Annotated in this window: 26 protein-coding genes and 1 riboswitch; of the genes, 16 read left to right on the top strand and 10 right to left on the bottom strand. The window is 37.0% G+C overall.

Going from position 1 to position 26,016, the window contains the following annotated elements; translation table 11 throughout:
* Positions 1-167: 167 nt before the first annotated feature.
* Together Q7A53_RS09135 and rlmD are read left to right on the top strand one after the other, a co-directional pair.
* Complete coding sequence (locus Q7A53_RS09135) at positions 168-1,085, top strand: diacylglycerol kinase (protein WP_411788839.1); 918 nt, start codon at positions 168-170, stop codon at positions 1,083-1,085.
* Between the two features lie 284 nt (positions 1,086-1,369).
* Positions 1,370-2,755 carry a 23S rRNA (uracil(1939)-C(5))-methyltransferase RlmD gene (rlmD, locus tag Q7A53_RS09130; RefSeq protein WP_411788838.1) on the top strand — a complete coding sequence of 462 codons (1,386 nt, stop codon included), beginning with the start codon at positions 1,370-1,372 and terminating at the stop codon, positions 2,753-2,755.
* 21 nt (positions 2,756-2,776) lie between these two features.
* On the opposite strand, the gene Q7A53_RS09125 is transcribed toward rlmD, so the two are convergent.
* The 6 genes from Q7A53_RS09125 to Q7A53_RS09100 form a co-directional block, all read right to left on the bottom strand.
* Positions 2,777-4,261 (bottom strand): recombinase family protein, encoded by a 1,485-nt coding sequence (locus tag Q7A53_RS09125; protein ID WP_411788837.1) that lies wholly within the window; start codon positions 4,259-4,261, stop codon positions 2,777-2,779.
* Positions 4,258-4,419, bottom strand: a complete 162-nt coding sequence (locus Q7A53_RS09120; protein ID WP_411788836.1) for a hypothetical protein — start codon at positions 4,417-4,419, stop codon at positions 4,258-4,260. The genes Q7A53_RS09125 and Q7A53_RS09120 overlap by 4 nt, the downstream gene beginning before the upstream one ends.
* 219 nt (positions 4,420-4,638) lie before the next feature.
* On the bottom strand, positions 4,639-6,123 hold the full coding sequence (locus tag Q7A53_RS09115; RefSeq protein WP_411788835.1) for a recombinase family protein: 1,485 nt from the start codon (positions 6,121-6,123) through the stop codon (positions 4,639-4,641).
* Positions 6,114-7,538, bottom strand: a complete 1,425-nt coding sequence (locus Q7A53_RS09110) for a recombinase family protein (protein WP_411788834.1) — start codon at positions 7,536-7,538, stop codon at positions 6,114-6,116. The genes Q7A53_RS09115 and Q7A53_RS09110 overlap by 10 nt, the downstream gene beginning before the upstream one ends.
* A gap of 1 nt (position 7,539) precedes the next feature.
* Positions 7,540-7,710, bottom strand: a complete 171-nt coding sequence (locus Q7A53_RS09105; RefSeq protein ID WP_411788833.1) for a hypothetical protein — start codon at positions 7,708-7,710, stop codon at positions 7,540-7,542.
* A 52-nt stretch (positions 7,711-7,762) separates the two neighbouring features.
* Positions 7,763-7,903 carry a hypothetical protein gene (locus Q7A53_RS09100; RefSeq protein WP_411788832.1) on the bottom strand — a complete coding sequence of 47 codons (141 nt, stop codon included), beginning with the start codon at positions 7,901-7,903 and terminating at the stop codon, positions 7,763-7,765.
* Between the two features lie 277 nt (positions 7,904-8,180).
* Between Q7A53_RS09100 and Q7A53_RS09095 the strand changes: the two genes are divergently transcribed.
* Both Q7A53_RS09095 and Q7A53_RS09090 read left to right on the top strand, forming a co-directional pair.
* Positions 8,181-9,473 carry an AAA family ATPase gene (locus Q7A53_RS09095; protein ID WP_411788831.1) on the top strand — a complete coding sequence of 431 codons (1,293 nt, stop codon included), beginning with the start codon at positions 8,181-8,183 and terminating at the stop codon, positions 9,471-9,473.
* On the top strand, positions 9,470-10,402 hold the full coding sequence (locus Q7A53_RS09090) for a hypothetical protein (protein WP_411788830.1): 933 nt from the start codon (positions 9,470-9,472) through the stop codon (positions 10,400-10,402). Before Q7A53_RS09095 ends, Q7A53_RS09090 begins: the two co-directional genes overlap by 4 nt.
* A gap of 988 nt (positions 10,403-11,390) precedes the next feature.
* On the opposite strand, the gene Q7A53_RS09085 is transcribed toward Q7A53_RS09090, so the two are convergent.
* Genes Q7A53_RS09085 through Q7A53_RS09075 form a run of 3 tightly spaced genes read right to left on the bottom strand, consistent with a single transcriptional unit; the run spans position 11,391 to position 13,748 of the window.
* Positions 11,391-11,951: a hypothetical protein gene (locus Q7A53_RS09085; RefSeq protein ID WP_411788829.1), complete on the bottom strand. Its 561-nt coding sequence runs from the start codon at positions 11,949-11,951 to the stop codon at positions 11,391-11,393.
* 14 nt (positions 11,952-11,965) lie between these two features.
* Complete coding sequence (locus Q7A53_RS09080; protein WP_411788828.1) at positions 11,966-12,529, bottom strand: hypothetical protein; 564 nt, start codon at positions 12,527-12,529, stop codon at positions 11,966-11,968.
* On the bottom strand, positions 12,495-13,748 hold the full coding sequence (locus Q7A53_RS09075) for a hypothetical protein (RefSeq protein ID WP_411788827.1): 1,254 nt from the start codon (positions 13,746-13,748) through the stop codon (positions 12,495-12,497). The genes Q7A53_RS09080 and Q7A53_RS09075 overlap by 35 nt, the downstream gene beginning before the upstream one ends.
* A 424-nt stretch (positions 13,749-14,172) precedes the next feature.
* Here Q7A53_RS09075 and Q7A53_RS09070 point away from each other — a divergent pair, with 424 nt between their 5' ends.
* The 12 genes from Q7A53_RS09070 (at position 14,173) to Q7A53_RS09015 (ending at position 24,367) form a co-directional block, all read left to right on the top strand.
* Positions 14,173-14,883 carry a hypothetical protein gene (locus Q7A53_RS09070; protein WP_411788826.1) on the top strand — a complete coding sequence of 237 codons (711 nt, stop codon included), beginning with the start codon at positions 14,173-14,175 and terminating at the stop codon, positions 14,881-14,883.
* Positions 14,884-15,151: 268 nt separating this feature from the next.
* Positions 15,152-15,709 (top strand): hypothetical protein, encoded by a 558-nt coding sequence (locus Q7A53_RS09065; RefSeq protein ID WP_411788825.1) that lies wholly within the window; start codon positions 15,152-15,154, stop codon positions 15,707-15,709.
* Positions 15,710-15,971: 262 nt separating this feature from the next.
* The gene (locus tag Q7A53_RS09060; RefSeq protein ID WP_411788824.1) at positions 15,972-16,223 is read left to right on the top strand and encodes a hypothetical protein; all 252 of its coding nucleotides are present in this window, start codon (positions 15,972-15,974) and stop codon (positions 16,221-16,223) included.
* Between the two features lie 297 nt (positions 16,224-16,520).
* A complete protein-coding gene (locus Q7A53_RS09055) occupies positions 16,521-17,051 on the top strand; it encodes a hypothetical protein (RefSeq protein ID WP_411788823.1) in 531 nt (176 codons plus the stop codon).
* A 429-nt stretch (positions 17,052-17,480) separates the two neighbouring features.
* Positions 17,481-17,592, top strand: a riboswitch (TPP riboswitch).
* A gap of 111 nt (positions 17,593-17,703) precedes the next feature.
* Positions 17,704-18,315: a thiamine phosphate synthase gene (locus tag Q7A53_RS09050; RefSeq protein WP_411788950.1), complete on the top strand. Its 612-nt coding sequence runs from the start codon at positions 17,704-17,706 to the stop codon at positions 18,313-18,315.
* A complete protein-coding gene (thiO, locus tag Q7A53_RS09045) occupies positions 18,299-19,447 on the top strand; it encodes a glycine oxidase ThiO (protein WP_411788822.1) in 1,149 nt (382 codons plus the stop codon). Before Q7A53_RS09050 ends, thiO begins: the two co-directional genes overlap by 17 nt.
* Positions 19,416-19,619 (top strand): sulfur carrier protein ThiS, encoded by a 204-nt coding sequence (gene thiS, locus Q7A53_RS09040; RefSeq protein ID WP_411788821.1) that lies wholly within the window; start codon positions 19,416-19,418, stop codon positions 19,617-19,619. Before thiO ends, thiS begins: the two co-directional genes overlap by 32 nt.
* A 3-nt stretch (positions 19,620-19,622) precedes the next feature.
* Positions 19,623-20,387 carry a thiazole synthase gene (locus tag Q7A53_RS09035; protein WP_411788820.1) on the top strand — a complete coding sequence of 255 codons (765 nt, stop codon included), beginning with the start codon at positions 19,623-19,625 and terminating at the stop codon, positions 20,385-20,387.
* Positions 20,387-21,403 (top strand): ThiF family adenylyltransferase, encoded by a 1,017-nt coding sequence (locus Q7A53_RS09030; RefSeq protein ID WP_411788819.1) that lies wholly within the window; start codon positions 20,387-20,389, stop codon positions 21,401-21,403. The genes Q7A53_RS09035 and Q7A53_RS09030 overlap by 1 nt, the downstream gene beginning before the upstream one ends.
* A gap of 79 nt (positions 21,404-21,482) precedes the next feature.
* On the top strand, positions 21,483-22,085 hold the full coding sequence (locus Q7A53_RS09025; protein WP_411788818.1) for an ECF transporter S component: 603 nt from the start codon (positions 21,483-21,485) through the stop codon (positions 22,083-22,085).
* Between the two features lie 11 nt (positions 22,086-22,096).
* Entirely contained in the window at positions 22,097-23,551 is a 1,455-nt protein-coding gene (locus Q7A53_RS09020; protein WP_411788817.1) for an ABC transporter ATP-binding protein, read from the top strand.
* 12 nt (positions 23,552-23,563) lie between these two features.
* On the top strand, positions 23,564-24,367 hold the full coding sequence (locus Q7A53_RS09015; protein WP_411788816.1) for an energy-coupling factor transporter transmembrane component T family protein: 804 nt from the start codon (positions 23,564-23,566) through the stop codon (positions 24,365-24,367).
* Positions 24,368-24,592: 225 nt separating this feature from the next.
* Here Q7A53_RS09015 and Q7A53_RS09010 read toward each other — a convergent pair whose 3' ends face one another.
* Complete coding sequence (locus Q7A53_RS09010) at positions 24,593-25,795, bottom strand: N-acetylmuramoyl-L-alanine amidase (RefSeq protein ID WP_411788815.1); 1,203 nt, start codon at positions 25,793-25,795, stop codon at positions 24,593-24,595.
* Positions 25,796-26,016 lie beyond the last annotated feature (221 nt).

Genomic DNA, 26,016 nt, shown 5'->3' with positions numbered 1-26,016 from the left:
AAAGAGAGCACTTTTTTCCTACGTGTGAACTTATGGAAAGCACGCACTAGCTATGCGTGCTTTTGTGTGGGTTCATTATGAAGCTCATATAATAATTATATGTTTTCAAATTTAGGAAAAAGCGCTATGATATATCTTGGAGCATGCCTGGATGAGGGGGTCAAACCATGAAACGTGCCCGTATAATCTATAACCCGACCTCAGGAAGAGAAGTTATTCGCAAAGTTCTGCCTGATATTCTTCAACGACTTGAACAAGCTGGCTATGAAGCATCCGCCCATGCGACAACGTGTGCTGGCGATGCGACTGAAGCTGCGAAAACAGCCGTTGAACGTAAATACGACGTGATCATCGCTGCTGGCGGTGACGGAACAATCAATGAAGTTCTTAACGGAGTTGCAGAACAAGAATTCAGACCTAAATTAGGAATTATTCCAGTCGGGACAACCAATGATTTCGCGCGCGCCCTGTCCGTACCGCGAAATATCCATAAGGCCGTAGATATTATTTTAGAGGACTTTTCCACACCTCTGGATATTGGCCGCGTCAACGATCAATATTTTATGAATATTTCAGGGGGAGGTAAGATTACTGAACTCTCCTATGAAGTACCAAGCAAACTGAAAACCATGCTTGGTCAGCTAGCTTATTATTTAAAAGGGATGGAAATGCTGCCATCCATCCGTCCAACTTCTGTAGAAATAGAGTATGACGGAAAGCTGTATGAAGGCGACATTATGCTCTTTCTCGTGTCCAACACGAACTCTGTCGGCGGTCTTGAGAAGTTAGCCCCGGCGGCACGAATGGACGACGGATTATTTGATCTCATGATCATCGAGAAAATGAACATCGCAGAATTCGTTCGTCTTGCCACCCTGGCAATCCAGGGGAATCATCTTAATCATCCGAAGTTTATTCACAAGACCGCGAGTTTGATCAAAGTGAAAACTGAAGAGAAGATGCAACTAAACATCGACGGTGAATTTGGCGGCATGCTGCCTGGTGAATTTGTAAATTTATACAGACATATTGATTTCTTTGTACCTCGCGAGAAATTTGAGAAGCAGAGCGATGAAAATGAATAAGGAAAAAGGCTGCCGTTGATCATGAACGGCAGCTTTTTTGTGATTGTATGTCAGAGTTACGGGGTTTCGTCGATATAGAGCTTGTTTTCGTTGATATATTTCTGTTATCGATGATATATCTTATTTTGCGATGAAATAGTTGTTTTTAATGCTGATATATTCTCATTTTCGTTGATAACTGCAATTTATAGCTTATGCTATCAACGCTCGAACAAGAGGCTTACGCTTTTCACCCTCTTTTATGGTAAAATCATTACACAAGCTTTAGCAAAGGACGGATTTATATGGCGAAACCTAAGCCACCAGTAGAGAAAAATCAAACCATTGAACTGACATTTGAAGATCTTACTCATGAAGGAAATGGCGTAGGGAAAATAGAGGGATATCCTTTATTTGTTCCTTATGGCCTGCCAGGCGAGAAAGCTCAAGTGAAAGTGATCAAAGTAAAGAAAAACTTCGGTTTCGGCAAACTGCTTGAGATCACCGAAGCGAGCGAAGACCGGGTAGAAGCGCCTTGTGACGTTTATCTTCAATGCGGAGGCTGTCAGCTTCAGCATATGAGCTATGATAGACAGCTCGCGATGAAGCAGAAACAAGTGAAGGACGTTATGAAGAAAATCGGTCATCTGGAACACGTCCCCGTTCACGAAACTATCGGCATGGACGATCCATGGAGATATCGTAATAAAATCCAAATTCCTGTCGGTCAAAAAGAAGATGGCGAGCTCATGACCGGTTTTTACCAAAAACGCAGCCATAACATCATAGATATGGATACGTGTCTGATCCAGGATGAAATGAATGACCGTATGGTAGAGACTGTCCGCCGTATTGCTACTCGCCTCGGTATTTCCGCCTATGATGAAGACACTCACCGGGGAACCCTGCGTCACATTATGGTACGGACCGGACAAACGACGAAGGATATTATGGTCGTCCTCGTCACCAGAACGCAAAATCTTCCCGAAAAAGACAAGCTGATTGACGAGATCAAGGACGCATTTCCAAATGTGAAATCGGTCATCCAAAATATCAACAGCGGAAGGACAAATGTGATTCTCGGCAAAGAAACCCATGTCTTGTGGGGAGACGAGTACATTTATGACATGATCGGGGACGTTAAATTTATGATTTCCCCTAAGTCTTTCTATCAAGTCAATCCTACCCAGACGCAAAAGCTATATGATCAGGCTCTCCAGTATGCCGATATCCGCGGCGGAGAAACCGTCATTGACGCTTACTGCGGAATCGGAACTATCTCGCTGTTTCTTGCGCAGAAAGCTGAAAAAGTCTACGGCGTGGAAGTCGTTCCCGACGCTGTTACGGACGCGAAGAAAAACGCCCGCCTGAACCACATGGATAACGCCGAATTTTACGTAGGCCAGGCAGAAGAACTGATGCCGTGGTGGAGAAATCAGGGACTGCGACCGGATGTAATTGTCGTCGATCCACCGCGTAAAGGCTGCGACGAAGCGCTTCTTAAGGCCATGATTGATATGGAGCCGGAACGAATTGTCTATGTTTCCTGTAATCCATCGACGCTTGCTCGTGATTTGAGAATATTAGAAGATGGGGGTTATCAAACGAAGGAAGTTCAGCCTGTTGATATGTTCCCTCAGACGAGCCACGTGGAGTGCGTCTCGCAACTCATTAGAAGAAAAGGCAACTAACCCTCTGGGTGTTGCCTTTTTTTATTGAAGTTGCAACGGATTAACAAAGCTATACTGAATATTAACACTGCCATCCTGATTGCAGGTTATTTTCTCAACAAGCGAGTGGAGGATTTTTGGAGTAAGCTCTTTCAATGTTAGAACGTCCTTTAACTTATTATTGATATGGACGGCGTAGTTTTCGTTTTCACATTCCAGCATCTTTTCCTCTAATATCGCTTGTTTGATTTGTATTTCCTTTATCTTTTCATCCGTTAAATGTCTGTATTCCTTTAGTTCTTCTTTAGAAATTACATTTTCAGTATACAAATTCACGTATTCGAGCTTCTTGTTCTTTAGCTCTGCCAGTTCATTTTGGGAGAGGATGACCTCTTTTTGAATAAGTTGTTTTTTCGTGTTTAGCTTGCTTATTAACGTATTCATAAAACTCTCGTCTTTTAATGTCTCAAAGAGCAATTTCAAATCCTCTAAAATAACTTGAGTTAACTCCTTTTCACGAATAGCCACTTTATTGAGGCAAAATGAACTGCCGTGTTTTATGTTTCCTCCGCAGCGGTATCCTTTTTGATTGGCTTTAAACCACATTCCCTTTTTACAGTTATCACAGTAAAGGGTATTCGTGAAAATATGCTTCTTAGGAGCAGTAGAAGCCTTTGTACGTGTTTTCATCATTGCTTGGACAGCATTAAAAGTTTCTTTCGGGATAATTGGTTCATGGGCAGCTTCGATCACGATCTGGTTTTCTGAATTTACTTCACGTCTTTTTATAGAAGTGACAGAGATAGTTTCAGATCGGTTTTGTACAAGGTCGCCGCAGTAATGACGGTTTTTTAGTATGATCTTTATAGCTGAAGCATGCCATAAGCTAGAAGCGTTGGCTTTATTAGCGATCTGTGAAGGTGTCGGAACTCTCTCAGCTGTTAAAGTTTTAGCTATAGTATCCATCCCTGTACCACTTAAATATTCTTCAAATATTCGTCTGACGGTACTAGGTGTATGATCTGATTTGACTTTAAGGATACCGTTCTCTGATTTATAACCATATGGAGGAGTCGAGCCAACAAAAAGTCCACGTTGAGCTTTTACACGCTTTGCCTGTTTGTTCCGTCGGCTGCTATTAGCTGACTCATTTTCGTAAAGCCAGGCGAATAACCCGAAGTTTTGCACATTATCTTCTACAGTATTAATGGAGTTGTCCAAGCAGACAATTTCTATGTTGTAAAGCTGGCAGGTATTTCGCAGTTCATAGGATAGCTGTCCATTTCTGGCTAAACGGGACAGTTCTTTCGCTAAAATCACATCATACATTCCAGCTTTACCATCCTCAATCAAAGCTTTTAACCCAGGACGATTTCCTTTAGTGCCAGATTGTTTATCGGTATAGATTTTGACGATCTCCCAATTGTTTTGAACTGCATAGTTTCTGAAAATGTCAATTTGGTTGTCAATCGATGTCCTTTGTGAATCTAATTCTGTTGAAACACGAGCATATATTGCACATCTCATGCACAATCACCACCTAGAGTAATGTTTTCATGAGATGCTGGTGAGTTTACACAACTATTATTAACCATTTTTTCTAATTCTATAGTGACGAGTTGATGGATTATTTTTTTTACATCAACCGCTTTTTCAGGGGCAGCATAAATGCGATTTACTTTCATTTGGTTCCTCTCCTAGTTGTTTATCTGTGTAGTGTATAAGTTTCGGTTTTTTATCCTATACTGGAAGTATGTTTCTGTTATACGTCCGTATTGGTATACCAATATAGGTAGATTACCGAACAATTTGTAAATTAAAGCCCTTATAACAAAGGGCTTGAGTAGTTAGCTGAAGGTGTTTATATCAATGCTGGAAAACTATTCGGTAATGCATCTAATCACTTATCTATCGTTTTCGGTACTTTGACCATTATTAATGGCATCAATGCTCTCAAACGGATTCTTCCGGAAGACGATTTGAGGTGCTTTATCAGGCAACACGAGAACTAATTCTACAAAATAAAGAATGATAAGTCGTTTTTCTGATTCATTCAATTGTTGTTCAAGCACCTGGCTAAATCGGGTGAAGAAAACACCAGAATGAACTGCTTCTTGAATTTCAGCAAGAGCCTTTAAGCTATTTTCTAAACTTTCTAGATCAGACTTTTTGTCCTTTAAGATGGAGTGGATTACTGCTTGGAACTCTTCGTCCTCGTGTTCTTTAGCAATACAACCCTTTGATTTTAATTTGTCAATATTTTTTTCAAGGTTAGCGATTGTTTCTTTCGTGATACGCTTCATATCTTTAAGGAATGTTACAGTATAGGTTTTATTTGCTTCACTTGAAGCCAGAGATTGAACATGAGTTAAAATACTTGGTAAAAGTGTAGCGTGGGCGGTGTGGATATCTAGTTTGTAGGCACATGTTTTACAGACATAGTACTGATAACAATATTTTTTTCCGTTTCTATTTGTTGAAGCGTTTTGAGTTTTTAAATGTTCATTACATCCACTACAAATAATTTTTTTTAAAAAGAGAAAAGGTGTGTCCAGCCTGCCAAATTGATTTTGGAGCTTTAGATTATTTTTATTTAAATGAATAAGGAAATGGTCTATAAGTGGCTCATGAGAACCAGAGTGTTCAAACTTTCTTTTCTTTCTATGCTTTTTGATGTTCCAGGTAAGTGTACCTGTATAAACAGAGTTCTTGAGAATAGTTTCAATTGTACTGGCTCCCCATACACCACCATTGGGGGAAGGGATGGCAGCTTCATTTAATATGATAGCTATTTTCCCCATAGAAGTACCCCAACTTTGGAGATAGTAAATGAAAGATACAATTTCTGCTTGCTCATTAGGGATTAGTTTCCCATCAACTTGCTTGTATCCATACGGAACCTTTGCACCTGGTCTTATTCTTTCTTTATTTTCTAAGGTTGCAGTTAAGCTTGCTAATGCACGTTCTGACTTTATCTCCGATTCTTGGCGAAAGACAAGGAGAGCAGTTTTAGTTTGTGGGTTATCTGGGTTGAAGGGCTCTTCGGAGTTTGTGGTGTATACCTCAAGTTGAGGAAGTTCTTTTTGAAGTGGGCGGTAAAAATCCTTTACAAACGTATATCCTGTACGATCCATACGAGACTCTTCAAAAAAGATAACGCGTGGTATTTCTGATTCAATCATTGTGGCCTTAAGCCTCATAAGCTCTTTTCGTTGATCTGCTCGTTTGGAATATGCGCTCGTGACATCTTCGATATATATAAATTCATCTGGAACAGTTAATTTTTTTCGATTAGCAAATTCTTTGATATGAGCTTTTTGGATTTCAATGCTGTTATTTTCTTGTTGCTTATAAGAGGAGCGTCTTATATACCCGAATGCTAAATCCAAGCTGACTCGTCTCCTTCATAGATTAATTCGGTTTGCATATTCTGCAAATAGTCAAAGGCGAAGACTTCTATATCTAAACCCTGTTCATAAATAATCAGCTGCTTAATAATAAGTGAGTAAAGTAGTGGTAAGCTGACTCTTGACCTATTATTCAGATACTTCTCGACTATTTGTGCTATATCTTTGTTATTTTCAAGTAACATCTCTTTTTGACTGAGGTTATTGACAAGTTGCTGTTTTTCTTCCTTCAAATGGTTGGCCTTCTTATATCTGGGATCCATTTTCCAATCCTCTGAGTACTGGTTACTGCCTAATAAAAACTCTTCCATGAATTCTTTGATCTGTAACTCAATGATTGAAATCTCTGATTCTGTTTGTCTTTTTATATTCTTGAAAGACTCCAACGAGTGACTGCACAGCTTTTTGTAATCCAGCTTGTTAGCAACTTCTTGGAAAACCTGCTCAACTATCTTCTGTAACTCAATAATCGGAATCTTAACTTTAACTTTTCTATGTGCTTTATTAGAACATATGAAAAACCCATAAACGCTGGTATTTTCCTGTCGATAATTTAATGTCTTTTTACAATAACCGCAGGTAGGGGAGAAGAGTTTTACCAGCACGTTAATTTGCTCCATTGTATTTACATAGGCTTTGAATAATTCATCTTTAGCTTTCTGTAACTGATCGAAAGTTTCCAGGCTAAGGTAAGGATCTACATGTCGCAACTTGTTTATTCCTTTCACAAGGTCATGTCCAGCATAAAATGGATTCCTTGCCATGTTAATTAAACTCATTTCTGACTTACACTTAAGATCCTTTTGAAAAGTTTTAATTAAGGAATGTAATTCATCGATAGTATTAATCTCTGTTAGTGCTGAAAAAAATTGTTCGATTACTTCCTTTTTGTCCGAATCCTTACTGTACTTTTTTGTTTCCTTATCATTTCTGTATCCCAGTAATTGAGGCGGATACCTTCGTCTAGTTTCTCCGCTTCTCCGAGCGATGTTTTTTCCCTCAATATCACTGAACAGACTCAACAATCCCTCCATAAATATGTTATCGCTTGCTGGAAGATGGCCGTTGCCTACTGAGGTGAAAACAATTTTCACCTCGTGCTTTAACACTAAATCTGTAAATTCCATTCCATCATAGAAATCACGAAATAAGCGTGTGCGGTCAAAAGCATATATGGTATCAACTTTATCTTCTTTGATTAGAGAAATTATTTTCTGCATTTCAGGTCTATCATTGATAGACTTTTTATTTGCAGAAACTGCATTTTCATTAATGATCATAACCTCATCTGGATTAAGGCTTTCTCGATAAGAAAGATCTGCAGCTTCTTGTGTTGCTATATCTTGTCCTTTAGTACTGACACGTCTAAAGAATACATGGAGTTTTTCGAATTCCATCTTATTTCACCTCATTTTTTATTTTCGGCATTGTTTCATGGAGTAGCTTGGCATGTAAATGGTACGGCAGTTGTAACTGTTCAATGATTAATCTTGCAGTTAAGTGCTGAACCCATACGGTAGTTGTGTTGTTGTGTTCTGATACAGAACGAAGTTGAACACGTCTTCTCAATAGTCTCACCTCCATCTATCATCATTGACCGATGGAGGTGTTATTTATACAGTTAGTCCTTTTTGGATAGTTCCTCTTCAAATAAATCAAAGCTTAATTGCACGGAACCTTCTTTTTGTCCTTTCTTAATTAAAACTCGAATAGTTCCTTGTTTCTGGCCTGGGAACATAGCGTTACCTTTTTTTTGGGACATGTTGGCTCTTCCTTTGTGCTTGGTATTCTATAAAACTAGTAAATAAAAATTGAGACAGTGTCCCTTTCTGTATAGGTTTTTGCAGTTGTTGCGTAAATTGAGATAAAGAATTACTCATTATGTTTGTTTCCTCCAAGTATGATTTGTTCGGTAGTTCATCCACCGGCAAAAGAAACATAACCATTACGAGAAAAAAGTCAAGGGGAAATATATTAATCATTTACTTTAAGTAATATGGTATAATTTAACTGTTATTTTATAAAAATGGGGGAATATCATGATAAGTTATGTAGCTGTAAAAGAACTTTTTGGTTATAATACATATTCGTTTGATTTAAGTAATTTAATAGAAAACTTAACTATCATACATGGACCGAATGGTACGGGGAAGACAACGGTGTTCAAAATGTTAGAAGCACTAAGTAAAAAGGAATTGAACATTTTTTTTAACACTCCTTTTAAAGAGTTTTACGTAGAGGGAAATAAATTTAGCCTAAAAATAAAACAAATTTCAAGTGAGGAAATAGTCTTAATCAATTGTCTTACCCAGGAGGAAGCTGAGTTCGAATACTTTGATATAGGGATTAACTGGAAAGAAGATTTTGATGAAGGAAACAGGTATTTGCACGAAGTGGGCGCAATCAGACTGGGACCAAGAAGATATGAATTTGAAGGAAAACGGTATCACTATAATGAGCTATGCGAAATGTTAATTGAAGATAGTATTGACAAAGATTCCATACCAGATTTCATAAACGACATCCTTGATAATTTATCAGTTAAATATATTGGTTCTGAACGATTGACAGAAGGTGAAAATAGACGTGTGGTTGAAAATACTAATATTTTGAAGAATATTATAAAAAAAGCTGAGACAAAATATGCTTTCCGTTCTAAAGACTTAGACGGAGTATTTCCTCAAAGAATTATTGAACAAAGTAAAGATAAGAATACACACATAGATCCTGAAAAAATATTAGAAAAACTAAACAACTTGATTAGTAAAAGAGCTGAACTGACTAAAAGGGGAATTTTATCTGAACAGGCTTCAACAGATATATTGCTTGAGGAAAAAATACAAAGTTCTGAATTCTATGATAACCTTGTCCTAAAACAAATATTGTCTGTTCATATTGACCATAACGAGAAAAAAATGGAAGTATTTGATAATCTGATACTAAAAATAAAAACCTTCGAAGAAATGGTGACAAATTTTCTTGAACATAAAAAAATTGAAATTAATAGAAATGAGGGTTATAGCATAAAATGGGAAAATGACGTTCGAAATGAGGATATCCCTCTAGAAAAACTATCATCAGGCGAACAACATTTCTTAGTTTTATTTTTCGAACTCATCTTTAAAACTGAAGAAAACCAAATTATTCTTATCGATGAGCCTGAGATTTCTCTGCATATATCTTGGCAACTTGATTTGGTTGATAACTTACTGAAAATTGTTGAAATGAATAAGAATCAATTTCTACTTGCTACCCATTCCCCTTCTATTCTAAGAAACCATAAAGAACTATCAATTCCTGTTGGTTATGAAGGGGAGGGAGATGAAGAGTGAGTAAGATCAAAAGAACTGACCAATTTGATATTGATGATCATAGAGCAGAATTAGAAATGCTATTGCCAAGGAAGATAAAAGTGCTAATTCTTGAAGGTTCTACGGATAGGCTGCTCTTAAAGTTACTGATTAACGAGGCCAAACTTTTAGGTAAAAAGAATGTGAAAGTGTTTAGTATGGGAAGTTTAGGTAGTAGAAATTGTAAGGGCGATATCATTACCTTGTTTAATACGACTGAAGATATACAAAATAATGAGTTAGTTTTAGGACTTGTAGATAAAGATTTAGACGAGCCTTTAGAAACTAATTTCCATAACCTCTTGGAAACAGAATATAATGACTTAGATTGCTATCTAATACATTTTTCTAGCTTTTTTCATTTTGCAGTTGAATTACTAGATAATCTTTCATTAAGGAGAAAATTAGGTTTTTTCCCTTCTGGAGAATTAGATAGATTTAGAGATTACTTAGTAGAATCATTAATCCCTTTAAGTCAAGCTCGTATTATGAACAATAAATTTAGGATCCCTTTTAACAAAATTTTACCTAAATCACCTAGTGCAATAAGAGGGAATCGACATAAGTTATTTAAAAAATTTTTAGATGAAAATTGGATGATTACTGAAGAGAGCCTCCATTCCTTTTTAGTACAAAGCGAGAAGTGTGATAGGGTAGATTGGGGAGAATTTTTTAGTGAGTATGAAAGAAAAGAAACTAATTCCTATATTACTGTAACCAATGGACATGATTTAGTTTCTTTACTAGCCTGTATTGTTAATGAAAGTAACACCCACCGTTATAAAAGTGATTTAGAAATTGAAGAAGCTTTACGACTTTCCACTCGTATAGAAGCCTATGAGGAGTTTTCAATCACTAAAAAGATAAAATCCTGGATATTCGATGACGCAATCATTCCACGCACCCAATAAAAAACCATTTATTTAAAGTTATATTGAAAATTTGGGGTGATAATTGGCTAGCTTATTATCATCAAGAGCAACGGATTTTTATGGTAAAGTAACCCTATAAAAGGGTTACTTTTTTACTATAATAAATTATTTCGTCTAGCGTTCCATAGCTTAGTAACAGGGACATATATATAAGTAAGATTTATAAACATATGAAAGGTGTCTATAATAAATTAGATTTTAGGATCGATGGAATATATTTATAATTAAAGACAATTTATTATGATGATAAATATACGAATTACTCAGCATTCGTTGATTTTTTGGCTGATAATAAAGATGCCCTTGCTAATCATTTGAACTGTCAGATTTAAAGGAATAGATCAAGAGCACCTTTAGAGATGAATCATTACCTGATATGATTGCTCTAGAAGAAGGTACGGTCTTTCATTATCCTGGGATGCTAAAGTGTATTTTGTTCGAGGTTATAATTATGATAACTTTGAGCCCCATGGCATATATTAATAATTTCAGGCATGGATATAGAAGGTGATTGGTTGAATAATTCACTGTTGGTGAAACTTCAAGGTTATCATGGTGCATTATTAAGAGGTGACTTGTTAAGAAGGGGAAGATTTATAGATACACACTTTTAGATAATCGGGTTACTGACTATGATAATCCCCCCTGTCTCTAGAATTAAAAGACTTTTAGGACAGAGGAAGTGGCATGATTGGATACAATACTTTAGTACAATATGGGAACCCGGATGATGCTTCTGTTTAATACCTGAATATCTTCAACTTGTCTTTTGATAAATTACCGCGTATGCAGTTTCGCCCGCATACATCGTGACAAGCACCATTGGCCGTGACCAATCGAAACTCCACCAAACCGTTACTGCAAGAAGCCGTTCCCACTTCTCTAAGACTAACAACCTTTAATAATTAATGTATCACTTCTTTGTAATCTAAGTTCCACTTGAGTTGCATCTTAAGGAAGAATGATATCAAGCTTTTAGATCGTCTTTTAATCCATTAAGGTTCTTATTAATAGTTTGAATAGTTTGGATAGTTATAAGGTAATTAAATTCTTCTTTGTTATAAACCTCCACCTTTTTTTCTTTTAAGTCTTTAAATTCCCTATGTTGCTCACTTAATGTTTCGAATGTGTCTTCAGGCAAAAGATTGTTTGCATCGAACCTTATTGATAACCATATATCAGATTCTAATAAGTTTAAGTGAGATGATTCGTCTTCTCCATTACTAATAAGTTGAAGTATATTGAGGTTATGGTTGTTTTCAGATATAAGTGCGTTAAGGATGTTTATGTATTTGTTATTTCTTTCCTCATTTCGAGCGTTTCGAAGGTCATCAATTTGCGACTTTGCAGCGTAAAAAGCGACAATTCCCCCAATAGCGCCTCCGCTAACACCACCAATAGCAGAAAGGATACCAGATATTAGCGTTTCACTGTCCCCAAGAACCTTTAACGATAAGTAAGAAATAGTAATTATTGAGGAAGATGTGATGATAGCAGCTATAAAGGAGATAATTAACTTATTAAACATTTTTAATATTCTCCTCAACTATATTTATCTATATAATTTAGTTTCTTCTGCACTCGCTGATTTAACAAGTCAGTCGCATCTTCATCCCCAAGTTCATCATTAATTTCTCCTAAGGACCACGGGTCTTTTCCCGATGTTTCAATTCCTAATATTTCTTCCATCTCTTTTTCACTTACTACGTCTGTAGGGTCAAAATTAAAACATTCTTCAATAGAACATACCAGTTCGAAATACAAGAAAATTCTGTAATGGTCTTGGGCTGGTACGATAGCTTTCTCACTACACTCACAATAGTATTTAGTTTTGTAACCTTTGTTAACTTTAAATTGATCCCCACATTCACATCGATATAATGCATGGGGTATAAATAAACCAACTTTTGACCCTATCAAGAATAATCTATAGGCTTTTCTTGGGTTTACATTTTCGTGAATTGAGAAAGAAACGGGATTGAGCTTCTTTCTTTCTAATAATGTAGTAGAGTCTTTGAGATGATGATCTAATTTTCGAACAATTGTTTCATTAAGTTCATTTTTAGCGTCATTATTCAATATATCTTTCAATTTTTCGCAATACATATTCTAACATCTCCTTAGTATAAGTATGGGGTTTAATATTAATTTTAAATTCATTTCTTCGGTCATTATGTAAAGTGGTTCCAAAATGACTTTTTTGATGACATGTTAACCAATATACCGTGACATGTCTTAGACTTTTAGAAGATTCTAATCTTGTTCTAATATCATAATATAAACTTGTATCTAATAATGATTCTGTCGGGTCAGACGAACTAGCTTTTCCTTCACCTATGGTCTCGTCCATAAATCTGACTATCCGTGGATAAGCTTCTACTCCATATTTCTCATGTAGATCTTCAATTGCTTGTCCATCCTCAATTGAAAGTCTATATAACTTATAAAAGTTATTGAGAATGTTATTTTTTATATCAATTAGTTCTTTAGCAGGTAATGGGAGAGGCTCTCCTAATAACTTTTTAGACCATTTATCAACTTCCTTTTCAACTAAACCATCCAACTTTTCATTAACTTCCATGAAAACCTTATTTAGTACTTTTGAAGTTAAATCATTAAGCATGCTCTTTAATACCTTTTGAATATCATGGTCCGTGTTTATTATCCTCAAATTTAAGGATTTTTTGATTTCTTCTGTAAAATACTCAATGTTTTTAGTTAGGTTTTGCTGGGATTCTTGTTCCCAATTTTTAACCTTTGCTATTAACATACCCTTTCTAAAATCAACCTCGAATGCATAGTTATCTACGGTCTCAGTCCCATCATACAATTTAAGAGGTTTTCTGAGTACGATATGTAACTTTTCAATTACCCCTCCTGTTTCTTCTGTATTTAAATAAATTAATTCTTTTTCATAACTATTGGTGTTAATAGGTCCTAAATACTTACAATTTACCAAATCACCAAAAGCTTCATCGATATGAGATAATTTTTTCAAATTTTTCAAAATATTGTTTGGGTCTAATATTTCATCCTCATAACTAATAAAATGCAAGAAAATATTTCTTAATACGCTATATCTAGATTGATCTACAAGAAACGGTAAAACAATATCTTTTGTAAGTTCACCATTTTTTACTAATTCATTCATAAGTTTTCCGTATCTATGTTCCTCATCTTCGCTAATTTCATAGTTAGCAAGTTCTTCGTTCAATTCAAACCCTTGCATTGCTAGGAAATCTCTAATATTGAAATCTCTCATGAATCTGTACACTGGAGGTGAAATTATAAACATCTTTTCCAATAGAGACACTCCTTTACGCATTAAATTCCACCTCTATATTACCTTAGTCACAACAGTGTAGCAAAAAATTCCCATTTGTTAGTTGGCATTAAAAAGGTTGTTTTGCTAATAGAATAATAAAATTTATTTCTTAATAAGGTACGCACTACTGATAGGTGGAGATGCAGCATGTAAGTAAAGATAAAAAGAAATGTAAAAATTGATGTAAATCCTAGTCATAAAATACCTCACAATTCAAATGTTATTTCTGTGAGCTAAAATAATTATGGAATGACCAACTTTTCCACATACACTCCTGACATAAAGAGTGGCGGCATTCTAGTAGAAAGCTACGAAAAAGTAACCTTATTCCTTTTTAAATTAACTTTTAGAAAGGAATAAGGTTACTTTTTGGTATAATATGTATAAGACACCCTAAACATATTTAATCAATAGGAGAGTGTTTATGGAACCAAGACTACTTTTAAAAGATGAGTTAGAAAGTGTTGCGAAAGCTAAGGGATTATTTCTAATTAATGGAGAAATCGATATCAACTCAGAAACAAGTAACCAAATAGAGATACCTAACCAAACAGAATTCATGAATTTTTATCAGCACCTTAAAACTAAAATTCTATTTTATTTTTACATTTATGTGGATCAGGAAGCATACTTAATCTCCAATAATTATCACGAAAAGTACAATGAAGCAATACAAAAAGAACTTCTTGAAGAATTTAAGAATTATAATCAATCAGTCATGAATATTGACTTTAATAAGCCTGCTTCTCTATTTATGTATTATATTCAGGACGGATTTTTGTTTTTTAATTATAGTGATAGAAAAGAAATCGCCGACTTGCCTGTAAATGACGATAAAGCTAGTTTAATAGTCGAAGAACTAGTTGACCAACTTTCAGAAGAAAAGGTGAAAAAAATCAAAGAAAAAGCTCAAGATGATAAGAACAAAAAAGAACAAGAATTAAAAGATGTTATTTTTTCAGATCCTGATTTTAAAACTGCAACAAACCTTGATTTTAGAAGAGAGTTTACAAAGAAATTTTTAGAAAATCGTCCTGAAGCTAAGGAGTTTTTAAGTTATGCAGGGTACATAAGTCCGATGCATTTTATAGAGAAGATCTGGAAGGAATTTAAGGGAAAGGGCTTACATAAGTAGCTTATATGGTTTTAAAATCATAGTGGATTTTCCTTAAAACTTACTTTTTATGATATTCCTCAAGGTAAAAAGACTATAAAAAATATAGGGGAGTATACTCGTATAACGATACCCTATAACAAATTACTAAGTACTTTTAAACTTGAAGTAGAAGATACAATAGGAAAAAAGTATAAAGCCAATAGTAGGGAATTAAAACGGTTAATTTCTCGAATGTTAAAAAATAAAGCTAACATTTAGTTTACGAATCAAGAAAAGGAGAGCAAAAATGAGTCTTGTAACATGTATAGATTTCAAAGATAAGGTTTCTCTAATGTCTGACGGCTTAATGACCAATGAAGACGGAAGTTTTCATGGTGATGGTTTTAAAAAATTTATTATAAAACAAGATTTTTTTCTCGCAATTACAATATCACAAATTGTAGCAGAAGTCTTATTTAATGAAATAGAAAAAAAAAGCTTCTCATCTAGTGAAGTGAAAAATCTTTTGGATGATTTATATAAAGAGTTTAATAAAGAATATAATATTGTTCTTGGTACAAACTCAGAAAAACGATTTTCTTATACAATCTATACACATTTTGCTGGAGAGTACAAAATGCATCAAAATATTGCTCATTTCAGTGGTTATCCGTTAGTAATGAACTCACCAAATCTAGAGGAATCTTATGTTATAGAGTTTAAAAATTCGATAAAAAAAATGAGTGATAATGGTACACCCCTTAATACCATTATTTCTAAACAAAGAGAATTTCATAATGAAGTTGCTAAAATAGACCCTACAGTGAACAAAGAACTATTCCATCAATATCACTCTAAATATTAATATTCTGCGTTATTTCTACAGCGGGGGGCAGGCTCTTTTCACTGAGACTGGCAACTCCTATTTTGCTAAAGAATAAGGTAAGTTAAATAGAAAAACGATTGATTACATTTGATTGATACTGTTGTGCAGTAAATAATTTTACATTAGGTGACTTTGAGTATGGATGTACTTAATCTAAAGAATTTGGTTTAATTAAATTGATAAAGATTAGGATTAATTACCATTTATGATTTTTTATTAAAATATAGATTGGAGAATGATAATGAAAAAGTTTATAAAAGATACTGTAGGTGATGCATTAAATAGTCAATTGAATGAGGCATTTAATGATGGTTACAATGAAGCTGCTAATATTTGTGTTGGAGTAATAACAAAAAAAATTGATGAATTGTTTAGTAAAATCAATTCTAATTCTTCTCTATCCAACCAAGAACAATTCATGCTATTAAAGCTGAAGGAACTAAAATCTGAAACAGAAGAAGAATTACGCGGCTTTTCGAGTGGAAATGAGTAAGTCAACTGGAGTAAACTTTTATCTAAAATTGTGAATGAATTATTCCACAAAAGGGGGCGTTAGTTTAATAAATCAATAATACGAAATAGAACTTCCATAAATTTGGAAGTTCTATTCATTTACCTAATATCAACACTTTTAACATAGCCCAACTTATAAAGAGTAGCTGTTTAAGATGATGAAGAATAGCAAAATAAAGTTGATAGGCATCTCATACTGAGGTGTTATCTTCTATTGAAAGGAGGTAGGTAAATAAAGGAAAACATCTTTTTTTTCGAACAGCTATGCAAGGAGGGATTGATCCTGAAACACCTTATAAATGAAATTAAAAGTAATTTAGAAAACAAAAATTATTTATCAGCTTTAGCTTTAACGCTAACATTACCAGATATATGTGCGAAAATTTCATATCCTAATTTGAATGGGTCTGGCAAAAGATATAAACGTTGGTATGATGAACATATTTATAAATATGACAAGCCTAAAGCTGGACTGGATGATTTAGAATCTCTAACTATTAATGGAGAAATAGTATATGCATTACGTAATTTATTACTTCATGAGGGATCCCTTGATGCGACAGAGGATGTACGAAAAGAACTAGGTGTAAAAAATTCTCAAAGTCTTAATTTTGTATTATCAAATAGCATAACTAGTTATAGTAAGGCATGGAGTGACGGAGACAAAAGCAAGGATCCGGACATTTATATCAGAATTAGTGTAGTGGATTTTTGCAAAAATATATGTGCCGTTGCAGAGAATTTGTACCATGAGAATTACCCAGATAAAGATATTTATAATGATATAGTATTATTTGATTTTGAATAATTATTACCCCTTAGGAGATTGGATCTCAAAAAGAAAAAGTATTTTCAGATAGATTTTGTCTATGCCTCAAACTGGCGCTTTAATGGAGAACGTTCATATGTTTGATAACAGGTAAACTCACCAGCATCTCGTGTATTGCCACATACACTCCGGACATGTGGAGTGTGTAACTCAACTCATTAGAACAAATACAGACCATAAATAAATCTTTTCGCCTCATTTTCCTAATGAAAAGTGAGAAGATATCGTGATAAATTTAGTCCGTTTCGAGTAGGGGACTTTAATCACAATTTCAGGGCTGCAATCGATATTTTATGGGTTTTTATACCATTTTTCAAAAATGATACATTTGTACTGAAAACAAAAATGTTCTGTGAACGCGGTGGACGGATAAGATAATATATTGTAAAGTAAATACAAATTTAATAATCATTTCACTAGGGGTGCCTTTACTTAAGGGCTGAGATCAAAGTATAACTTTGAGACTCTTTGAACCTGAACTGGCTTTAAAACCAGCGGAGGAAAGTGACGGAGCTTTTTGCATTTATTTTTTGATGTGAAATTTCTATTTATGTTGAATGGATATGCCACTTTCCTTACCCGGAAGGTGGCATTTTTTGTTTTGTAAAAGAAAGGAGTGCGTGTGGGGGCTATGGTTCTTGTCGCTGTTACAAACGGTAAATTAGAGGAAGATCGGTTAGCAGTAGTGATTAAAGAAATTGCTCCGTTCGTTGATTGGATTATTTTAAGAGAAAATCAAAAAACTCCTCAAGCGTATTTATCCTTTGTGAAGAACTTGCTTGAGAGTGGAGTACATAAACAGAAACTTTGCATCCACAACCGTGTGGACATTGCTTGTCTGTCAGGCATAAATAAAGTTCATCTGCCGGAAAAAGGGTTACCAGTAAGAGATGTGAAAGCTTCGTTTCCTTTCTTAAAGATCGGAGTATCTGTTCATTCAGAGGAAGCAGCAAGACAGGCAGAAGAACAAGGAGCTGATTATGCTATGTTCGGTCACATCTATCAGACGGCTAGTAAAGAGGGGATAGCGCCAAGAGGCTTAGAAGAGTTAGAGAAAATCACTGGCCGGCTGCATATTCCCGTCCTAGCTATAGGAGGGATAACCCCCGAAAGAGTCAGTCGTTTATATGAAAAAGGAGCGAGTGGGGCTGCCGTCATGTCAGGGATCTTCAATGAAGATGACCCGTTCAAAGCCTTTCACATTTACAGAAAGGAGGAACTGCTCTATGGACAGCCATTATGATGTTTTAATCATGGGAGGGGGAATCATCGGGCAATCAATTTCTTATCACTTAAACAAAGCTGGAGTGAAGGCTGGGGTGATCGACAAGAATAAGAGCGGTCAACAAGCAACCAGAGCAGCTGCAGGGATGCTGGGTGTGCATACGGAGAATCGAGAAGATGACACATTTTATCAATTTTGCAGGAGAAGCAGAAATTTATATTCGGGTTTAAGTAAAGAACTCCGAGAATTAACCGGAATCGATATAGGCTTAACTTCATTTGGAATGTTGGAAATAGCTGCGAATCAAGAGGAGAAACATGAACTGCTTCAGAAGAACAAAACGTTTCAGAATCTGAAGTGGCTGAATGGACCACAGCTGAGGGAGAGAATTCCGTCATTATCAAAAGAAGCGTGTGGAGCTCTATATATGGGTGAAGATGGACATGTTGAGCCGAAGAACGTTTGTGAGGCGTTTAAACGTGGGGCGTTATTATATGGCGGTGAATTAATAGAAAACAATACGGTTAGAAAAATAAAGCAGTCGGCTGGGGGGTATCAAGTCCAACTAGAAGATGTGATCCTAACTGCTGATAAAGTTGTGGCTGCTACAGGAGCGGAGAGTGGAAAGTGGTTTGAATTTACTGGACTTCAGAATCCGATCGTCCCTACAAAAGGGGAGTGTTTTTCGATTCAGCCCACAACCACATATTTTAAAGAGTCACTTTTTTTCAATAACTTTTACCTTGTTCCAAAACCTGACGGAAGATGTATCATTGGAGCGACTTCGAAACCTTATGATCAGTGTACAACCACGACTGCAGGCGGCTTATCAGGGCTAATGAATCAAGTATTTTCGATCGTGCCTGATCTAAAAAACGAGCCATTTCTAGACTTCTGGTCAGGAGTTAGACCAGGAAGCTTGGATGGAAGGCCGATTATAGGGGAGCACCCGAACCTTTCTGGATTCTTATTTGCAACGGGACATTATCGGAATGGTATTTTATTAGCACCGGTGACTGGACAATTAGTTAAAGATTTAATAGTGAATCAAACTGTGGATTCATCTATTCAAGACCTGCTATCACCGATTCGCATCCAAACTTCGGGAGGGAGTAAATATGAATATTCAAGTGAATGGCAGACGTGTTGATTTACAACAACCAAGGATGACTGTTGCTGAATTACTTGAGATTTATAACATTCAAGAACGAATTTCTATAGTGGAGCACAATAAAGAAATTGTAAGCAAAAAGGATTATGCACATACGAATCTGGAGAGCGGCGATTCTTTGGAAATCGTACATTTCGTTGGAGGAGGATAACAGATGCTGACTATTAATGATCAATCATTTAGTTCTCGTTTGATGTTAGGAACAGGAAAGTACCCTAGTTATGAGGTGCAAAAAGAGGCGGTGAAGGTATCAGAAGCTGAAATCTTAACCTTTGCAGTGAGAAGAATGAACATTTTTGACGCGAAAGAGCCCAATTTACTTGAAGAATTAGAGTTGCAGAACTATTCTTTGCTTCCTAATACTGCAGGGGCTAAGAACGCTGAGGAAGCTGTAAGAATTGCTCGTCTTGCAAAGGCGTCAGGGTTATGCGACATGATTAAAGTAGAGGTGATTGGGTGTGACAAGACACTGCTGCCGGATCCTTTTGAAACGATGAAGGCGTCTGTTCAGCTATTGAATGAAGGGTTCACTGTCCTTACTTACACTTCAGATGATGTCGTCCTTGCAAAGCGATTAGAAGAAGAAGGTGTTCATGCCATCATGCCCGGTGCCTCTCCCATTGGATCCGGTCAGGGACTTGTAAATCCGATGAACCTGCAATTCATTATTGAACAATCGGGCATTCCAGTCATTGTTGATGCAGGAATAGGGTCGCCGAAGGATGCCGCTTTTGCGATGGAGCTTGGAGCGGACGGTATTTTATTAAATACAGCTGTAGCAGGGGCTCAAGATCCTGTAAAAATGGCAGAGGCAATGAAGCTAGCCATTCAATCTGGCAGATTAGGTTATGAAGCAGGGAGAATCTCAAGAAAACATTATGCCGAAAAAAGCAGTCCGGTAAATGGGATGTTCACCTAATGTCTGAGAGATATTCCCGTCAGGAACGATTTCAGCCTATTGGTCCAGTAGGGCAAGCTACATTAGCTGAAAAGCATGTGTTTATTGTTGGTGCAGGAGCATTAGGAAGTGCGAATGCAGAAATGCTCACAAGAGCTGGAGTGGGACGGATTTCAATTATTGATCGTGATTATGTGGAATGGAGTAACCTTGGCCGGCAGCAGCTCTATACGGAAGATGATGCACGAGAATGTAGTTCGAAGGCAAAAGCAGCAGAACGCAGACTGCATGCCTTAAATTCAACCATCGAAATAACCGGCATTACGGGAGAGTTCGCTCCGGAAAATGCAGAGCAGCTTCTAGAAAACGTAGATATTCTCATTGATGGAACGGATAATTTTGATACTCGATTTCTAATCAATGACGTGACGGTCAAACAAAACATTCCATGGATTTACGGGGGCTGTGTGAAAAGTGTCGGTGTTTCGCTGGCAATCACACCAGGAGTTACTCCTTGTCTGCAATGCCTCGTTGATGTGATACCTCAAGAGGGCGAAACCTGTGATACTGCAGGGGTTATTGGACCTGCTGTTCAAATGACCGCAGCCCGGCAAACTGCTGAATGCCTGAAATTCCTTACGGGTCATCAGATGTCTTCCGAAATGGTTTACTTTGACCTGTGGGACCATCAATATTCTGTCATTAATGTAACCAAGCAGTTTAATCCACGATGTTCTACCTGCTCAACACAGGCTACTTATCCATTTTTAAGAAAGGAAAGAGGAATTCGAACCACCGTTCTATGTGGGAGAGATACAGTCCAGGTAAGACCTGAGGAACCATCTCCTTTAACTCTGGCAGAATTGGCTCAAAAATTAAAAGGGGTGGTTCAGAAAATAAGAGAAAATGATGAACTGCTAATGTTCCAAATCGACCTTATAAGATTTGTGGTCTTTAAGGACGGCAGAACGCTGATTCACGGAATCAATGATAGTAAAGAAGCCAAGAAAATGTATCAACGTTATATTGGAGCCTAATTTAAAAAGCGCAGAGTAAAGTCCCCGTAATGATCTTGGTTGCGTATGAAGTACGTTTGAATAGCAGGAGGAACTTTAAATGAGAAAGAGGGGGATAATGGTGGGAAAAGGACTGAAGCTGACCGATATTTTAGTAACGATCATCATCGCGTTAATGTTTGGTGTGGTTTATAAACTCTGGGGACCTTTGTATGGATTTGTTTCCACCTTTGGCCTTCATTTGGAGGAACTGATTTATGGCATGTGGTTTATTGCAGCAGTTATCACTTATTTAATCATACGAAAACCTGGTGTGGCTTTATTAGCGGAGGTTGCGGCTGCTCATGGTGAATTGATTTTTGGAGGGGAATGGGGAGTAGCAACTCTTATATTCGGGTTAGGACAAGGACTTGCTGCTGAACTGATTTTCGCAGCATTCCGTTATCAACGAAGTGATAAGCTTGTCGCATGTTTAGCAGGAACAGCCGCTGCGATTACTTCTATTGGAATTGACTACTATTACAGTTATATCGGGGACTTAGCTCTTTGGAATTTCCTTATCCTTGTTGGAGCTAGAATAATTGGAGCTATCCTTATTTCAGGTGTGTTTGCCCATCTCATTGTTCAAGCATTAGAAAGAACCGGGGTCACAAATCTTGTGCGTCCGGCATCTAAAGAAGATTATCAGGCATTGGGTTTATAGGGAGTGGTGGTATGAAAAGGATCGCTGGTATGACAAATATGAGGCTGAAGTTTCCAGGAGCTGAGTCATTGTTGTTTAAGGATTTCTCGCTTTCCTTGAATAAGGGAGAAAAGGTATTGATTCTGGGTCCATCCGGCTCTGGGAAGTCGACACTCTTACAAGCTTTAACGGGCCTCATTCCTAATGCTGTAGAAGTACCCATGAAAGCAGATGAGCTTACCATTCCTGATTCATGGGGGATGCTGTTTCAAGATCCGGATTCGCAATTTTGTATGCCTTATGTAGATGAGGAAATCGCGTTTGTACTTGAAAACCTTCAGGTACCGCGTAATAAAATGAAAAGTTACATTGAGTATTATTTACAACAAGTGGGGTTGAAATTTGATGATATCCACACGAATATTCAAACGCTGTCAGGAGGAATGAAGCAGAGGTTAGCGATTGCCTCGGTCCTTGCACTAGAGCCAGAGGTGCTATTCTTAGACGAGCCTACCGCTATGCTGGATCCAGAAGGAACAAAGAGGGTTTGGGAAACGATTAAGAACGTGGGAGAAGATAAAACCCTAGTTATCGTTGAGCACAAAATCGACCAAATTGTAGACTTTGTTGATCGTGTCATTCTGCTCGGTGAGAATGGAAACATCATGGCTGACGGAACGAAACAAGAAGTAATTAATCAAAACAAAGAGACCTTGCTTGAACAGGGAATTTGGTATCCTCATGCCTGGGAGGAGTATATAAAAACAACAAACTTAAATCACAGGGAAGTAAAAAGGGATCAGGAAAAAAGGTCTATTTATTTGGCAGATTTCTCAGCATTCAGAGGAAAAATTGAAAAATTTCACGTAAAACAAATACATGCTCATCCAGGAGATTGGGTCACCGTGACAGGCGCGAATGGTGCGGGAAAAAGCACACTGCTGCTTGCCCTGATGAACTTAATTAAAAACACAGGGACCTGCCAAATTTTCGAACAAGATCACAACTCACTGAAAAATACTGCTGAATATATGACCTTAGTCTTTCAAAATCCTGAGTTTCAGTTCGTCACCAATTCAGTATATGAGGAAGCAGCCTTCTCACTTCAGTTAGAAGAATGGGGAGAAAAGAAAATATCCCGACGAGTAAACGAACTTTTGAATATCTTTCAGTTAGCCGATCATCAAGATAAGCATCCTTATCAGTTATCCACGGGACAGAAAAGAAGATTGAGTATTGCTGCTTCCATTGGTAGACAACAGCCAATTTTACTTTTGGACGAACCCACTTTTGGTCAAGATGCCAAAAACACATTTGCAATTCTTGAGCAGCTTGAACAATTAAGAGCTCAAGGAATGACCATCATTATGGTTACACATGATTTGAATATAGTGAAACACTTTAGCACCAAAGTCTGGTCTCTTGTTAATGGAGAGCTAGTGAAGGAATCAATTTCAATTAAGAGTATAGAAGAGGTAATTTCTTAGGAGAGAGAAGATATGCTTACTGATTTTTCTTATAAGGAGACTTGGCTCCATAAAATTAATCCTAGTTTAAAACTAACTGCTATTTTACTATTATTTATTTACTTGTTAATCAATCATAACCCTAATTTTCTTATCAACTATTCGATAGGAATGCTTTTCCTTTATATATTCTTTACTGGTCATCCATGGAAACGGCTATTAGTCATTTCAATTCCTTTTATCTTTATATTTGTTACATCGTCTACCACGATGATTTTCTTTGGGAAAGGTGAAACGAATTGGTTAAACTGGGGGTTAATAAATATCACGGAAGAGAGCTTTTTCAGAGGTTTACAATTAGGGCTTCGAGGAATTTGTTTTGGCTTATTAGGAGTGACCTTTGCATTGACAACTAGACCTGTGTATCTTTTTTATTCTTTCATGCAGCAATTCAAATTGAAGCCAAAGTATGCCTATAGTTTTTTAGCTGCTTTTAGGCTGCTCCCTGTGATGGTGGAGGAAATGCAGACCTTGAAATATGCCTTAAGAGTGCGGGGGATTCAGTATAAACAAGGCTTTAGAGGATTTTATGAAAAACTTAAATCGTATGCCATTCCTCTTTTATCGCAGAGTATACGGAGGGCTTATCGAATTGCTGTGGCTATGGAAGCCAAACGTTTCTCCAATCAAGGACAGAGAACCTACTTCTACCGAATCGGTTTTTCTAAGTTTGATATTCTTTTTCTTTTCTATTTCTTGTCAGTCATAGTAGTGGCCAATTTTACCGCTCTCCACTTTCCTTACTTCTCTATTAAGGATGTTCGACACAGTGGATGATGTAGTTGGAGATAACCACGTTTAGACAGTATTTTCGCCAATTCAACTTGAGTAGAGGCTGAAATGCAAATTTAAGTTACTACGATCATTAAATACCGTTCCAATAGAAAAGAAATAGTAAATAATACGACTTGTGCCAATCATCTGAAAAAGAATAGAGGACTGTGTACCTTAAATTAGGACCAAAGACAAGAGTAAAGTTCCTCCTGTCTTTGGTCTATTTCATTAGTCAATCGTTTGAAAATAGTTAAATAACCCCTGATAAACACCCTGGGCCACCTGGTCTGGAAAACCAGAACTTTCAGCCGTTGCATTATCCGTTTGATTCGAAAGAAACCCTAGCTCTAGAAGAATAGAGGGCTGAGTGTTATTGCGTAAAACGCTTAGATTGTTCCACCCGGAGCCATTGTCTTCTAGGCCCGTTGATTTGGCTACCTCATTAATGACATTCGCAGCTAAAAGATGATCTCTTGATGCTTGATAGTAGAAATCGCTGATTCCCTTAGCAGATGGATCATTAGACCAGTTGTAATGGAAGCTGATAAAAGCATCGGCATGGTTTTCATTGGATACGGCAGCACGGTCTTCTAATGGAATAAAAATATCAGTCGTCCGGGTCATAATGACCAGGGCGCCTGCTCCCTCGAGCCTTTGCTCTACTGTCGCAGCGGTCGCAAGATTTAAAGTTTTTTCATGCGTGCCTGTAAAGCGGCTGGTTGTCCCGGCGTCTTTCCCACCGTGTCCTGGATCTAGCACAATGACCTTCCCTTTTAGAGGGGTAGGATTGGGGTGCTTAGATTCTGTTTGCTGAGCTTGCTCATTGGATTTTGTGAGCCCTGATCTGGTTTGTGTTGATGAATGTTCATGATCTGCTTCTTGAGAGCTGCTCGTTTGCTGCTGAGTAAGATAAGATTTGTCGACCCAACCGCTAACTTTAGAGGTGGTGACGATATTAGCCCAGCCGCCTTGCTCTTTTAGAACCTGGATTTTCGCGCCAGATGGTAATTGCCCGATTACATCGCTAGACAAATCTGGTTCTTGTCGAATATTTAAGGCAGGGGCATGTACGGTTGCCTCTGTTTCTACTTTAGAAGCTATTTTCTTCACATAGCCGCTATATAGCCAGCCGGTTTGCTGGTTGGCTAGTTTAACTTCCGTCCAGTGATTGACGGTTTGAATGACTGTGAAAGTTTCTCCTTTATGAACAACATCGATAATTTTACTTGTATTGCCGCCGCTCTCTCTTACATTGAGATCCGGTGCTGTGACGACAACCCGGGAAGCAGCCGCTTTTTGATTGGTGCTTGCATTGGCAATTTGCAGAGTTTGAGAAAAAACAAGGCTTAGTGATAGAAACAGTAACAGGATGGATAGTACTGCGGAAAGTTTATTTTTTCTTCGTTCCTCCCATTTGTTTGCAATAGACATGTTAACGACCCCCATAAGTTTTAGCTCTAAAACTAGTATGGGAAGGTTTCTATCAAAATATAACTCTAAATTGAAAAAAATAGTTTCTCAGATTGAATTTCTGGAATGAACAGAAGGTGATGAATCAAAGGAAAAAGTGGATGGAGAACAGGTGAAAATTAGGTTGAATAGCTTTATTATAAGGTAAAAAAAACACCTTGCCGGATGCACGGGAGCGGAAG

Source organism: Halobacillus rhizosphaerae, from assembly GCF_046719735.1.
GTDB lineage: Bacteria > Bacillota > Bacilli > Bacillales > Halobacillaceae > Halobacillus_B > Halobacillus_B rhizosphaerae.
Note: the sequence above shows the minus strand (reverse complement) of the source record. Positions and strands in the feature narration are given on the sequence as shown.